A 13,093-nucleotide genomic window follows, 5' to 3' on the forward strand; every position below is an offset into this window, starting at 1 on the left:
TCACCGGCCCCGGTACGGCTCAGGACGGCGTCGGGGCGGGCTCGGCGTCGGCCGTGACCGTGAGGGTGGCCGTGCGCTCCTGCCCGGCGCGCTGGTACTTGACCGTGATGTGCGAGCCCGGCGACTTGCTGCGGACGAGCGCGATGAGCTCGTTGCCGTCCTGCAGGCGCAGCCCGTCGAGCTCCAGGATGACGTCGCCCGCCTTCAGCCCGGCCTTGGCGGCGGGACCGCCGGGGTCGACCGGCTGGCGGCCCTCGGCGGGCTCGGAGGCGATGCGGACGCCCTGGCCCTTGTAGTCGGGGTCGAGCACGATGCCGATCTTGGGGCGCTTGGCCTTGCCGCTCGTCACCAGCTCCTCGGCCACGCGCCGCGCCTGGTTGACCGGGATGGCGAAGCCGAGGCCGATGCTGCCGCTCTGGTTGGTGAGCGAGCGGCTCAGCGTGGCGATCGCGGAGTTGACGCCCACGACCTCGCCCTTGCCGTTGACCAGGGGGCCGCCGGAGTTGCCGGGGTTGATGGCGGCGTCGGTCTGGATGGCGCTGATGTAGGCGGGCTCCTCGGAGCCGCCGCTCTCGTCGCCGGCGATGACCGGCCGGTTCAGGGAGCTGACGATGCCCGTGGTGACCGTGCCGGACAGGCCCAGTGGCGAGCCGACCGCGATCACCGGGTCGCCGACCACGACCTGGTCGGAGTTGCCCAGGTTGATCTCGGGCGTGCCGAAGGTGTCCTCGGGCTTGACCACGGCCAGGTCGGAGCCCGGGTCCCGGCCGACGATGCGGCCGGTCGTGGTCTTGCGGTTGTAGAACATGATCTTGATTTCGCCGCCCTTGGCGGCCATGGCGACCACGTGGTTGTTGGTCACCACGTAGCCGTTCTTGATCAGGAACCCGGAGCCCGTGGCGCCCTCGGTGTTGCTGCCGTTGCCGACCTCCAGCGACACGACGCTGGGCAGCACCCGCGCCGCCACGCCGGCCACCGAGTCGGGCGCCCGGTTGGTGGCGCCGGTCGGGGCGGGGCCGAGGCTGTAGGTCGGGTCGGTGCCGTTGGAACGGGTCAGCAGGTAGGTGCCGATGCTGCCGAGCGCGGAGGCGACCAGGGCGATGACCACGGCCAGCGCCACGAGCACGCCGATGCCGGGGCCACGCCGGGGGGCCGCCGCGACGCCGCCTCCGGGAGGCGGTGGAGCCCAGCCGGGACCCATCCCGAGCGCGTGACGCGGGGGCGGCGGGGGCGTGTCGCCGCCGTAGGGCGCAGGGCCGGCCGAGGGGCCGAAGAACGGGCTGTCGTAGGCGCGGGTGGACGACCCGCCCTCGGCGCCGAACGACGCCTCGCCCGCGTCGCCCCGCCCGTGGGGCGGGTCACCGCCATCGGGACGGCCGAACGGCGAGTCGTCGGCGCGTCCGAACGACGGATCGCCGCTGTCAGGGCGGCCGAACGGCGTGTCGGGACCGTCGGGCCGGCCGAAGGGCCGGTCGCCCGCGTCGGGGCGTCCGAAGGGAGGCTCGCCGGGGGCGCCGCCTTCCTGACCGCTCTCCTGCCCGCGTTCCTGCCCTTCCGGCCCGGGCTCCTGCCGGGCCTCACGGCTCGGCTCGTACGGCGAGCGGCCACGCTGGGCGTCGCCACCCGGACCGGCGTCGGAGGCGTCACGGGCGTCCCCCGAGGCAGCCTGGAACGGCACCCCGTCCCCTGCCTCGCCACCACGGTCACCGCGGTCACCCGAAGCGCCGAACGAGGGCGAAGGGCCCCCGTAGGGGCCCTGAGGGGCGCCGAAGACGGGCACGTCACCGGGGTGCCCGGAGGCTGCCCGCCAGGCCCCCTGCGAGCCGTACGGCTCCTGCGGGCCTTCCGGCCGGCCATAGGCGCCCTGCGAGTCGGGGAAGGCGGGTGAACCCCAGGCGGCGCCCGGTGATTCGGAGGAGCTCGGTGGTTCCCAGGAGCCCGGTGAGCCGGACGAGGGCGCTCCCGGCCCGCCGCCAGGCCGGTCGGCCTGGCCGTCCGCGGGCAGGAATTCCGGGCGCCCCTGAGTCACAGGGAAGTCCGACGGCATGCGTCCTTCGCCCGGGCGCTTCTCGTCGGTCATCTACGTCTCACCACTCCTTGCTCGACACCGCAATCCTGGTGCGATCGGCATACGAGAGTCGTAAAGCAATGGTCAGGAACCACGCTTCTACCGGCGGTTCCTCTCCAAAACCCCGAACTCCGATCGTATGCCCCCGACGCCGTGGACTACGCCACCGAGTATCCCAGCCCGCCGTGTCCTGGTCAGGGCGTGGCGGTGGGCGGAGTGGCCTGGGTTGAGGCGGGGGTGTTCTGCCGGAACAGCTCGACCGGCGGCGGCGTGCTGGTCTGCCCGGCGCCGGACACGGCGAAGAAGGTGCCGAGTGCGACGGCCGCGGAGACCACGCCGACCGCCACGTACGTGCCGCGCCGCCTACCCCGGCGGCCGGGGCCGGAAACGCCGCCGTTCGCGTCCCTGCGGGGGCGGTTGTCCAGGGGCGCGATGGAATGAGGGCCCGGCAGCGGGACACCTCCGAAGGTCCGCGCCGGGAAGGGCCGCTCGCGGGGCGGCAGCGGGCCGCCCGGCTCGGCCATCCGCAGCAGCGACATCGTCAGGTCGGCCGGCATGGCGAGCTCGTCGAGCGAGCGCAGGCGCGACTTCAGCGCCCGCATCGACTCGACCTCCCGCCTGCAGTCGGCGCAGAACGTCAGATGAGCCAGCGCGCGATCGCGCTCGGCATGGTTGAGCTCGCCGTCCACGAGTGCGGACACGCGTTCTCCAAGATGCGACATATCAGACTTCCTCCCCACGGGGCCCCGACGGGAATGCTGGCGGGGGGACTACAGGCGGGGGAAGTTGTGAGTGTCGCGGGGCTCGGTGTTCGAGCGCCTCGCGCAACTGCGCCCGGCCACGGTGGATACGGCTCCGGACCGTGCCCAGCTTGACCCCGAGCGTGGCCGCGATCTCCTCGTACGACAGGCCCTCGATGTCACACAGCACGATCGCCGCGCGGAACTCGGGGGCGAGCGCGTCGAGCGCGGCCTGGATGTCGGGTTCGAGATGGGCGTCGTCGAACGCCTGCGCCGGTGACGGCTCCCGGCCGCGCAGCCTCTCGGCGGCGTCGTCGGCCAGTCCCTCGAACCGGATGCGCTGCTTGCGCCGCGCCATGTCGAGGAACAGGTTGGTCGTGATCCGGTGCAGCCAGCCCTCGAACGTCCCGGGCGTGTAGCTCGACAGCGACCTGAAGACCCGTACGAAGACCTCCTGGGTGAGGTCCTCGGCGTCATGGACGTTGCCGGTCAGGCGGTACGCCAGCCGATAAACGCGCGCGGAGTGCGTCCGCACCACTTCCTCCCAGGTGGGAGGCGTCCAATCAGACACGGAGGCATCGGCCTGGTGGTCGCGTTCGTCCACCAGATCTCCTCTCTTTGGGACCACAGCTACCGCCATAGTGCCTGCTTTCGTCCCCTCATGCGCACTGCCTGCCTTCCGGACCGGCAAAGCCCGTTTAAACCTGCAACGCCTCAGGGTGCTCCTGAGTTCCCGTCCTGGCGCTACTCCCCTAGGCTGCGATCGGTGACCAATCGCACGAAAGTGGGGGGAGGAGGCCGATGACCAGTCAGGTGGAGGCCACTCTGGCCTATGCGGAGCAGTTCCATCACGAGGATGAGATCCTGCGCGCGGCGCGGCAGCGCGGCCTGGAGATGGGCGCCGTGCCCATCCTTCCCGGGGGCGGGGCGGCGCTCTGCTTCCTCGCCACGGCGCTCAACGCCAAGTCGGTCGTCGAGATCGGCACCGGCTGCGGCGTCTCGGGGCTCTGGCTGCTGCGCGGCATGCGCCCCGACGGCACGCTGACCAGCGTGGACGTGGAGCCCGAGCACCAGCGGCTGGCGCGGCAGGCGTTCGCCGAGGCGGGCTTCGCCGGCGGGCGGGTGCGGCTGATCACCGGCCGGGCGCTCGACGTGCTGCCCCGGCTGTCGGACGGCGGCTACGACATGGTCTTCGCCGACGGGGCCAAGCAGGAGTACGCCGACTACCTGGCCGAGGCGGTCCGGCTGCTGCGCGTGGGCGGCATCGTGGCCTTCGACAACGTGCTGTGGCACAACCGCGTGGCCGACCCCACCCAGCGCGACCCCGACACGGTCGCCCTGCGGGAGCTGGGGAAGCTGGTGCAGGGCGACGATCGTCTCCGGTCGCTGCTGATGCCGCTGGGCGACGGGCTGCTCGCCGCCGTCAAGATCGCCGACTAGCGCCGTCCCGCGCCCGCCGCCCCTTCGGCCCACGCGGGCGCGGCCCCCGCGCGGCTACGCGCGGGTCAGCCACTCCAGCAGGACCCGCACCCCGAAGCCCGTGGCCCCCTTGGTCAGGATCCCGTCGTCGACCGTGCTGCGGCCCACTCCGGCGATGTCGAGGTGCGCCCACGGCCTCTTGCCCGCGAACTCCCTGAGGAACAGCGCGGCCGTGATGGACCCGGCGCCGTAGGTGCTGCCGCTCTCCACGTTGGCCAGGTCGGCGATCGGCGACTCCAGGGCCGGCGCGTACTCGTCGATGAGCGGCATCCGCCACAGCCGGTCGTCGCTGTCACGGCCGGCGGCCACGAGCGCGCGGGCGAGGTCGTCGTCGGTGGAGTAGACGGACCCGACGTTGCGGCCGAGCGCGACGGTGATGGCGCCCGTCAGCGTGGCGATGTCGACGACCGCGTCGGGGTCGAGCTCGGCGTCGGCGTAGGCCAGCGCGTCGGCCAGCACCAGCCGTCCCTCGGCGTCGGTGTTGAGCACCTCGACCGTGCGGCCGCCGTAGTGGGTGATGACGTCGCTGGGCCGCTGGGCGGTGCCGGACGGCATGTTCTCGGCGGAGGCGACCAGGCCGGTGACCCGGACCGGGACGCCCAGCCGCGCCAGCGCGCCGATGACGGCGATCACCACGGCGCCGCCCGCCATGTCGGTCTTCTGGGTCTTCATGTTCTCGGTCGGCTTGAGCGACAGGCCGCCCGAGTCGAACGTGATGCCCTTGCCCACCAGCACGACGTGCCGCTCGGGAGTGCCCTCGGGAACGTAGGAGAGCTGGATGAGCCGAGGGGGGTTGGCCGAGCCGCGGCCGACGGCGAGGATGCCGCCGAACCCGCCGGCCTGGAGCTGCTCCTCGTCCCACACCCGCACGGGCACGCCCTGCTCGGCGGCGCGCTCGGCCAGCCAGGCGGGCGTCTTGACCGACGCGGGCGTGTTGGCCAGGTCACGGGCCAGCGCCACGGCCTGCGCGACGGTCTCGCCCCGCCGTACGGCCTGCTCGTCGGCGAACGCGAACCGCAGCGAGCGCACGGGCGGCTTGCCCGGCCGGCCGATGCGGAAGGAGTACGCGGCCAGCAGCGCGGCCTCGGCGAACGCGGCGACGTCACCCTCCGGCGCCACCACGGTCAGCTCCTCGCGGCCCTTGACCCTGCGGGTCAGCCCCGCCGCCGCCTTGCGCAGCGCCTTCGGCGAGCCGTCGCCGACGCCGTACAGCAGGACGCGCCCGACGCCGCCCTCCCGTGCCACGGGGACCTCGACGATCTCGCCGGCCTCGCCCTTGGCCTCGTAGTGAGCCAGCAGGCCGGGCAGGGGCACCGGCAGGTCGAGCTCGACGGCGGGAATCAGCTCGGGCGTGTAGGGGACGGCCAGCAGCTCGGCGTCGTCCGGGACGCCGGCGACCACCGATGCAGTGGTCTCAATGGGCACGGAACATTCTCCTCAAACGTCAGCGACCCTGGCGCGCGGATACGCCAGGGCCGTCGGACCAGGTCTTACTCGGGAGCTCTCAGCCGACGACGTTCTTCAGCGCCTCGCCGAGCGCCTTGGCCTCGTCTGCGGAAATCTCCACGACGAGCCGGCCACCACCCTCCAGAGGGACCCGCATGACAATGCCGCGCCCTTCCTTGGTGACCTCGAGCGGACCATCGCCGGTCCGCGGCTTCATCGCCGCCATGCGTGCATCCCTTCCTGCCTTGGGCTCCCGCGGCCCGCGGTTTTCAGTCCGCCCGCTAGGGAGGGCGGCGCATTCACGTCTTCTGTGATGTCCTATTCTCCCGCATCGAGAGCGCTCATGGGTAACGATCTCCTCCCAGAATGCGTTGTCGGGGGTGGAGAAGACGTCCAAACTGGACAGCGTGCACGCACGCGCCGCCCTGTTCGACCTCTATGGAGACCACCTGCGCCCGCGCGGCGGACAGGCCTCCGTGGCGGCTCTCGTACGCCTCATGAAACCCCTGGAGATCGCCGCTCCCGCCGTGCGGACCGCCGTTTCCCGCATGGTCAGGCAGGGCTGGCTGGAGCCCGTCAGATTGCCCCAGGGGGCCGGCTACGGGCTCACGCCGAAGTGCGTCAGAAGACTGGACGACGCAGCGTCGAGAATTTACCGAGCGGGAACACCGGCCTGGCACGGACGGTGGCACCTGATCGTTCTGGAACCGATGAGGGATCGGCCGCGCAGGGACCGGGTCAAGGCCGTTCTCGCGTTTCTCGGGTACGCGCCCTTGTCGGAGACCACCTGGGCCGGGCCGCGCTCCTCCCGGGAGGTGGACCACCTGCTCGCCAGTGAGGGGCTGCGTGCCGACAGGTTCGACGCGGCGCTGGAGGGCGACCCCCGCGAGCTGGTGGCCCGGATCTGGGATCTGGACGCCGTCGGCGAGGCGTACGAGCGATGGCTGACGGAGGCTGCCACGCTGGTCGGGGCGCTGCCGGGCGGGGCGCCGGACGACCAGGTGTTCGCGACGAGGAGCAGGCTCGTGCACGGGTGGCGCAACTTCCTCTTCCGCGACCCCGGCCTGCCGCCCGAGCTGCTGCCGGCCGGCTGGCCCGGTGAGCAGGCCAGAGCGTACTTCGAGCAGGAGGCGTCCCGCCTGCTGCCCTCAGCCGCCGCGTTCGTCGACAGGGAGCTGCCGTGATCCGCTATGACCTGACCGACTCCGTCGCCACCGTCACGCTCGACCGGCCCGAGGCGATGAACTCGCTGACGGCCGAGGTGAAGTCGGCCCTGCTGGAGGCGCTGCGCCGGGCGGCCGGCGACGACCAGGTGCGGGCGGTGCTGCTGACCGGCTCCGGCCGGGCCTTCTGCGCCGGCCAGGACCTGCGCGAGCACGCCGACAACCTGGAGGCCGGGCGCGGGCTGGCCGGCACCGTGCGCGAGCACTACAACCCGCTGGTGGAGCTCATCACCACCATGGCCAAGCCGGTGGTGGCCGCCGTCAACGGCGTCGCCGCGGGGGCGGGCGCCTCACTCGCCTTCGCCTGCGACCTGCGGATCGCCTCGGAGCGGGCCAAGTTCGCGCTCGCGTTCTCCGGCATCGGGCTCGCGCCCGACTCGGGGGCGTCCTGGACGCTGCAACGCCTCGTCGGCGCGGGGCGCGCCGCCGAGCTGATGCTGCTCGGCGAGCCGGTCGACGCCGCGCGGGCGCTGGAGCTGGGGCTCGTCACCCGGGTGGTGCCGCCGGACGACGTGCTCAAGGCCGCCGGGGAGCTGGCGGTACGGCTCGCGCAGGGGCCCACGCGCGCATACGCGGCCACCAAGCGGGCGCTGGCCTACGCCGCCACGCACACGCTGCCGGAGGCGCTGGAGCTGGAGGCGGTCCTGCAGGACGAGTGCGCCGCCACCCGCGACCACCGCGACGCCACCCGGGCCTTCCTGGCCAAGGAGCGCCCGTCGTTCACCGGCCGCTGAGCACGCCCGTCGCCGGGGTGCGCGCCAGGCAGCCCTCGATGTGGTCGTTGACCAGGCCGATCGCCTGCATGAGCGCGTAGGCGGTGGTCGGGCCGACGAATCTGAACCCGTGCCGCTTCAGCTCCTTGGCCAGCGCCTTGGAGCCCGGCGTGACGGCGGGCACGTCGGCCATCGTCCTCGGCGTCGGGGCGCCCGGGTCGGCGTGCCGCCACACCAGCTCGGACAGCCCGCCGGGCAGGTCGAGCGCGACGCGGGCGTTGTTGATCACGGCCTCGACCTTGGCGCGGTTGCGGACGATCCCGGCGTCGCCGAGCAGCCTCTCGACGTCCTTCTCGGTGTACGCGGCGACCTTGGGGATGGCGAAGCCGTCGAAGGCGGCGCGGAAGTTCTCCCGCTTGCGCAGGATCGTCAGCCACGACAGCCCGGACTGGAACGCCTCCAGCGCCACCCGCTCGAACACCTTGTCGTCACCGTGGACGGGGCGGCCCCACTCCTCGTCGTGGTAGGCCGTGTAGAGGGGATCGGCCAGGCCCGGCCAGGTACAGCGGATCAGCTCGGTCACGCGCGCTCGTCCCCCTCCTTGCCCGCCACCGCCCGCACCGGCTCCACCCGCGTGCGGGCGGCCTCCTCGTGCGTGTCAGCCGTCTCGTCGCGCGTGTCCGCCGTCTCGTCGCGCGTGTCCGCGGCCTCGTCGCGCGGGCCCGAAGTCTCCTCGCGCGTGTCCGCGGTCTCCTCGTGGGGGTCCGCGGGCTCCTCGCTCGTGTCCGTGGTCTCTTCGCCGGTGTGCGCGGCCTTCTCGCCGGGCTCGGGCTCGGGCTCTGGCCGGGGCTCGGGGGGAACGCCGTTCGCATCCGTCGGAACGCCGTCCGCGGCGGGCGTGCCCGGCTCTTCCGCGGGCGCCACCTCGGCGGCCGGGACCGCGATCGGCTCCGGCTGAGCGGCGATCGGGTCGTCGGCCTGGGCGGCGATCGGGTCGCCGTCCTCGGGCAGGCTGGGCAGCTCGGCGGGGCCGTCGGGCTCATGGTCGGTCCGTGGCGCGCCGCCGGGCGAGGCGTACAGCTCCTGGCGCGCGTACAGGCGGCTCGACATCAGCTCCGAGACTCGCTGCTCCAGCACGGCGATGCGCGTGTCGCGGGCGCTGATCGCGCTGGCGGCTCTGCGCAACGTCTCGTCGACGCTCTGTGTGTGATAGCCGACGATGTTGACCGGAAGCTGAAGCGCCATGAAGTCGACAGCCGTGAGCCGCGTGGCCTCGGGCAGGTCGAGGGGCGGCACGTCCGGCGGGAACTCGGTCAGCTCACCGCCCCTGCCAAGGGAGACCAGCACCACGCAGGCCAGGATGGCGAGCGCCGCGATGGCGAGGATGACCAGCACATGGGCATCGTACTCATACCATCGAGGCATGAGTCCCGCAGTTGTCGCACCCGGTGCGTCTCCGGACCCCGCCTGGACCCCCGCGGGCTCGCCCGCCGAGGCCGCGGCGCTGGCGCGGGCGGGCGCGACCGTGCTGGTCACCCTGCCACCGGAGCTCGATGCCGCGCTCGCCGCGGCGGCCGTCTACTGCTGGCACGGCGCGCGGGTGTTCGTCACCGAGCACACCGACCAGGTACGCCTGGCGCTGGAGATGACGGAGTCGCTGGCCGGCCGCCGCCCCCCGGCCCTGGCCCGCCGCGCCCTGGCCTGAAAACGCCGGCCTGAAGGCACCGGACTGAAAGCGCCGGACTGAAAGCACCGGCCCCGAACACCTGGGCCCCGAACATCCGGGCCCTGAACACCCGGGCCCTGAACGCCGGGGCCCGACGCTCCGTGATCTGCGGGTCCTGGTTTCAGCCCGTGGCCTCGCCCAGCTCCTCCGCCGTGGGGCGCACCGGCTGGGCGCGGCTCTCGATGTGGTCGAGCGCCTCCTCCACCGACGTCGTCCACGAGATCGCGTCGAAGACGTTCGCCCGGGTGAACCCCTCGTCGTACATGTGCTCCACGAGCGCGCGCAGCGGCGCGTACAGACCCCACGGGTCGAGGATGACCAGGGGCCTGTCGTGGATGCCCAGGACGCGGGCCGTCCAGATCTCGAACAGCTCCTCCAGGGTGCCGATGCCGCCCGGCAGCACGAGGAAGGCGTCGGACCGCTCGTCCATGACGCCCTTGCGCTCGCGCATGCCGGGGGTGACGATCAGCTCGTCGGAGTCGCGGTCGGCGATCTCGATGTCCACCAGCGCCTGAGGGATGACGCCGATCGTGCGCCCGCCCGCCGCCCGGGCGGCTGCGGTGACGGCGCCCATGCAGGAGACGGTGGCACCGCCGCTGACCAGTGTGTGGCCACGTCTGGCCAGCTCGGTGCCGGCATGCGTCGCCAGCTCCACGTACTTGGGGTCGATCTTCTGACTGGACGCACAGAACACGCAGACATTCACGGCATGTCAGCTTATTGCGGTTCGGCGGTGTGGCCCGCGGCCGCCTCGATCTCCTCCTGGCGCAGCCGGGAGCGCGCCTGGTCGGACTCCACGACGATGCGCACGGCCTCGTCCACGTCGTCGGTGACGGTGATCAGGTCGAGGTCCTGCTCGGCGATCTTGCCGGTGCCCAGCAGCGTGCTCTTGATCCAGTCGATCAGTCCGCCCCAGAACTCCGAGCCCATGAGCACGACCGGGAACGAGGTGACCTTGTGCGTCTGCACCAGCGTGAGAGCCTCGAACAGCTCGTCCAGCGTGCCGAAGCCGCCGGGGAGGGCGATGAAGCCGCACGAGTACTTCACGAACATGGTCTTGCGGACGAAGAAGTAACGGAACTCGATGCCCAGGTCCACGTACTCGTTCATGCGCTGCTCGAACGGCAGCTCGATGCCGAGTCCCACCGAGACGGCGCCGTCGACCTCGGAGGCGCCGCGGTTGGCCGACTCCATCACGCCCGGTCCGCCGCCGGTGATGACGGCGTAGCCGGCCTCGGCGATGGCCCGGCCGAGCGCGCGGCCCATGGCGTACTCGGCGGAGTTGGCGGGGGTGCGGGCGGAGCCGAAGACCGTGACGGCCCGCGGCAGCTCGGCGAGCTGGCCGAAGCCCTCGACGAACTCCGCCTGGATCCGCAGCACCCGCCACGGGTCCATGTGGACCCAGTCGGCGGGGCCCTGCCGGTCGAGCAGGCGCTGGTCGTGCGTGGATTCGGGGACGAGGCTGCCACGGACCACGGCCTGGCCCTGACGGCGCTCGCGACGTGTCGTATCCATGCGGATCACGCTAGCCCTCCTTCTGTGCCCCTGAACCAGGGGCCGTTCCCTCCGGCGCCGGCGCACCTCCCCGCGGACCGGGCCGTGGACGGCCCACCGACTGGGCCGTCCGAGCAAAATAGCAGGTCAACGCCCGTGTGGGGGGTGGCAAAAAATCATGAAAAAAGAGGGGAACCGGATTTCGACTCGCCTGCGTCTAACTGCCGAGGGTGCTGCTCGGGACTGAAAGTGGCTTTCCCCGCCAAATGGCCGGCGAGGAAAGCCACTTTCATGTTCCGGGGTCTCGTGTCAGGCCGAGAGCCAGTCGAGCATCGCCCGCTCGCTCTCCACGATCTTCTGCCGGGAGACGTACTCCCCCTGCTGGTGCGCCAGGTTCGGGTCGCCGGGGCCGTAGTTGACGGCCGGGATGCCCAGCGCCGAGAACCGCGCCACGTCCGTCCAGCCGAGCTTGGCCCGCGGCTCGCCGCCCACGGCCGCGGCGAAGGCCGCCGCCACCGGGTGCGTCAGACCCGGCCGGGCGGCCGGGGCCCCGTCGGTGAAGCTCACCTCGAACCCGTCGAACACCTCGCGCACGTGCGCCCGCGCCTGGTCCTCGGTGAGGTCGGGCGCGAAGCGGTAGTTGACCGTGACCACGCACGTGTCCGGGATGACGTTGCCCGCGACCCCGCCGCGCACCCCGACGGCGTTCAGCCCCTCGTGGTACTCCAGCCCGTCGACGACCGGCCGGCGCGCCTGGTAGGCGTTCAGCCGGGCCAGGACCGGCTCGATGCCGTGGATGGCGTTGACCCCGAACCATGACCGGGCGCTGTGCGAACGCTTGCCCGTGACCAGCACCTCGGCCCGTAGCGTGCCCTGGCAGCCGCCCTCGATCACCCCGTCCGTCGGCTCCATCAGCACGGCGAAGTCGGCGGCGAGCCAGTCGGCGTGGTCGCGGGCGACCCGGTTGAGCCCGTTGCGCTCGGCCTCGACCTCCTCGCAGTCGTAGAAGACGTACGTGACGTCGCGGTTGGGCGCGGGGAGCGCCGCGGCGAGCTTCAGCGCGACGGCGACGCCCGCCTTCATGTCGGAGGTGCCGCAGCCGTGGAGGAGGTCGCCCTCGACGCGGCTCGGCAGGTTGGCGTGGATGGGGACGGTGTCGAGATGCCCGGCGATCAGCACGCGCTCGCCCCGCCCGAGCGTGGTGCGGGCGACGACCGTCTCGCCGGACCGGTCGACCTTCAGGTGCGGCAGCGCGCCGAGCGCCCCCTCCACCGCGTCGGCCAGCTCCCGCTCGTCGCCGCTCACCGACTCGATGTCGACGATCGCCGCGGTCAGGTCGCGGACGTCCTGGGTCAGGTCCAGCATCACGTGTTCACCCCGTGCTCGCGCAGCGCCTCGTTGAGCGCCGCCTTGTCGTGCCGCTGCCCCGGCTCCAGCCGCTTGATCACCAGCACGCACGGCAGGCCGAACGTGCCGCCGGGGAACTCCTTCTGACGGGTGCCGCCGACGGCCACGCACCAGTCGGGCACCCGGCCACGGGCCAGCTCCTCGCCCGTCTCCACGTCTATCACGGGTATCGACGCCGACAGGATCGTGCCCGCCCCGACGACCGCGCCACGTCCCACCCGGGCGCCCTCGACGAGCATGGCGCGGCTGCCGACCAGCGCGTCGTCCTCCACGACCACCGGAAGCGCCCCGGGCGGCTCCAGCACCCCGCCGATGCCCACGCCGCCCGACAGGTGCACGTTGGCGCCGATCTGGGCGCACGATCCGACCGTGGCCCACGTGTCGACCATCGTGCCGGACCCGACGTGGGCGCCGATGTTGACGAACGACGGCATCAGCACCACACCGGGCGCGGCGTACGAGCCCCAGCGGGCGATCGCGCCGGGCACCACGCGCACCCCGTCGAACGTGGTCTTGAGCGGCACCCGGTCGATGTGCTGGAAGTCGCCCACCTGCGACCGGGCCATGCCGAGCACCTTGAAGGCGAGCAGGATCGCCCGCCTGGCCCGCTCGTCCACCACCACCTCGCCGTCCGACACCTCGGCCACCCGCGCCTTGCCGGTGTCGAGCAGGTCGATCGCGCCCACCACCACGGCGCGCGCCTCGCTGTCCTGGGGCGACAGCTCCGCGCGCAGCTCCCACAGGGCGTCGACCGCCGGTGGGATCGGTGACGACGTGCTCTGGTCACTCATGGCCAC

At 72.6% G+C, this 13,093-nt stretch carries 15 protein-coding genes; 4 read left to right on the plus strand and 11 right to left on the minus strand.

Features of this window, described 5'->3' with window-relative positions:
* Positions 1-19 precede the first annotated feature (19 nt).
* The 3 genes from ACIBG4_RS14550 to sigE all read right to left on the minus strand — a co-directional run bounded on the left by ACIBG4_RS14550 (position 20) and on the right by sigE (position 3,448).
* Positions 20-2,080 carry a trypsin-like peptidase domain-containing protein gene (locus ACIBG4_RS14550; protein ID WP_397202195.1) on the minus strand — a complete coding sequence of 687 codons (2,061 nt, stop codon included), beginning with the start codon at positions 2,078-2,080 and terminating at the stop codon, positions 20-22.
* Between the two features lie 182 nt (positions 2,081-2,262).
* A complete protein-coding gene (locus ACIBG4_RS14555) occupies positions 2,263-2,769 on the minus strand; it encodes a zf-HC2 domain-containing protein (RefSeq protein ID WP_355444796.1) in 507 nt (168 codons plus the stop codon).
* Positions 2,770-2,791: 22 nt separating this feature from the next.
* On the minus strand, positions 2,792-3,448 hold the full coding sequence (gene sigE, locus ACIBG4_RS14560; RefSeq protein WP_310712919.1) for an RNA polymerase sigma factor SigE: 657 nt from the start codon (positions 3,446-3,448) through the stop codon (positions 2,792-2,794).
* A 161-nt stretch (positions 3,449-3,609) separates the two neighbouring features.
* Here sigE and ACIBG4_RS14565 point away from each other — a divergent pair, with 161 nt between their 5' ends.
* Positions 3,610-4,248, plus strand: a complete 639-nt coding sequence (locus ACIBG4_RS14565; RefSeq protein WP_310712916.1) for an O-methyltransferase — start codon at positions 3,610-3,612, stop codon at positions 4,246-4,248.
* 54 nt (positions 4,249-4,302) lie between these two features.
* Here the strand turns inward: ACIBG4_RS14565 and ACIBG4_RS14570 are convergent, their stop codons facing one another.
* Positions 4,303-5,712, minus strand: a complete 1,410-nt coding sequence (locus ACIBG4_RS14570; RefSeq protein ID WP_397202196.1) for a leucyl aminopeptidase — start codon at positions 5,710-5,712, stop codon at positions 4,303-4,305.
* Positions 5,713-5,791: 79 nt separating this feature from the next.
* Positions 5,792-5,959: a DUF3117 domain-containing protein gene (locus ACIBG4_RS14575; protein WP_020545024.1), complete on the minus strand. Its 168-nt coding sequence runs from the start codon at positions 5,957-5,959 to the stop codon at positions 5,792-5,794.
* Between the two features lie 181 nt (positions 5,960-6,140).
* On the opposite strand from ACIBG4_RS14575, the gene ACIBG4_RS14580 reads away from it, so the two are divergent.
* Both ACIBG4_RS14580 and ACIBG4_RS14585 read left to right on the plus strand, forming a co-directional pair.
* Entirely contained in the window at positions 6,141-6,917 is a 777-nt protein-coding gene (locus ACIBG4_RS14580) for a PaaX family transcriptional regulator C-terminal domain-containing protein (RefSeq protein WP_310712904.1), read from the plus strand.
* A complete protein-coding gene (locus tag ACIBG4_RS14585) occupies positions 6,914-7,690 on the plus strand; it encodes an enoyl-CoA hydratase-related protein (protein WP_397202197.1) in 777 nt (258 codons plus the stop codon). Before ACIBG4_RS14580 ends, ACIBG4_RS14585 begins: the two co-directional genes overlap by 4 nt.
* On the opposite strand, the gene ACIBG4_RS14590 is transcribed toward ACIBG4_RS14585, so the two are convergent.
* Both ACIBG4_RS14590 and ACIBG4_RS14595 read right to left on the minus strand, forming a co-directional pair.
* A complete protein-coding gene (locus ACIBG4_RS14590) occupies positions 7,677-8,252 on the minus strand; it encodes a DNA-3-methyladenine glycosylase I (protein WP_355444811.1) in 576 nt (191 codons plus the stop codon). The genes ACIBG4_RS14585 and ACIBG4_RS14590 overlap by 14 nt on opposite strands.
* Entirely contained in the window at positions 8,249-9,064 is an 816-nt protein-coding gene (locus ACIBG4_RS14595; RefSeq protein WP_397202198.1) for a hypothetical protein, read from the minus strand. Before ACIBG4_RS14595 ends, ACIBG4_RS14590 begins: the two co-directional genes overlap by 4 nt.
* A 28-nt stretch (positions 9,065-9,092) precedes the next feature.
* Between ACIBG4_RS14595 and ACIBG4_RS14600 the strand changes: the two genes are divergently transcribed.
* A complete protein-coding gene (locus ACIBG4_RS14600; RefSeq protein WP_310712895.1) occupies positions 9,093-9,374 on the plus strand; it encodes a hypothetical protein in 282 nt (93 codons plus the stop codon).
* A 142-nt stretch (positions 9,375-9,516) separates the two neighbouring features.
* Here the strand turns inward: ACIBG4_RS14600 and ACIBG4_RS14605 are convergent, their stop codons facing one another.
* The 4 genes from ACIBG4_RS14605 to ACIBG4_RS14620 all read right to left on the minus strand — a co-directional run bounded on the left by ACIBG4_RS14605 (position 9,517) and on the right by ACIBG4_RS14620 (position 13,087).
* A complete protein-coding gene (locus tag ACIBG4_RS14605) occupies positions 9,517-10,101 on the minus strand; it encodes a TIGR00730 family Rossman fold protein (RefSeq protein ID WP_310712893.1) in 585 nt (194 codons plus the stop codon).
* Positions 10,102-10,112: 11 nt separating this feature from the next.
* Positions 10,113-10,910, minus strand: a complete 798-nt coding sequence (locus tag ACIBG4_RS14610) for a TIGR00730 family Rossman fold protein (RefSeq protein WP_397202199.1) — start codon at positions 10,908-10,910, stop codon at positions 10,113-10,115.
* Positions 10,911-11,198: 288 nt separating this feature from the next.
* Positions 11,199-12,254 carry a succinyl-diaminopimelate desuccinylase gene (gene dapE / locus ACIBG4_RS14615; RefSeq protein WP_397202499.1) on the minus strand — a complete coding sequence of 352 codons (1,056 nt, stop codon included), beginning with the start codon at positions 12,252-12,254 and terminating at the stop codon, positions 11,199-11,201.
* The gene (locus ACIBG4_RS14620; RefSeq protein WP_397202200.1) at positions 12,254-13,087 is read right to left on the minus strand and encodes a 2,3,4,5-tetrahydropyridine-2,6-dicarboxylate N-succinyltransferase; all 834 of its coding nucleotides are present in this window, start codon (positions 13,085-13,087) and stop codon (positions 12,254-12,256) included. The genes dapE and ACIBG4_RS14620 overlap by 1 nt, the downstream gene beginning before the upstream one ends.
* Positions 13,088-13,093: the final 6 nt, after the last annotated feature.

The sequence above is a fragment of the Nonomuraea sp. NPDC050383 genome (assembly GCF_044459125.1).
Lineage (GTDB): Bacteria > Actinomycetota > Actinomycetes > Streptosporangiales > Streptosporangiaceae > Nonomuraea.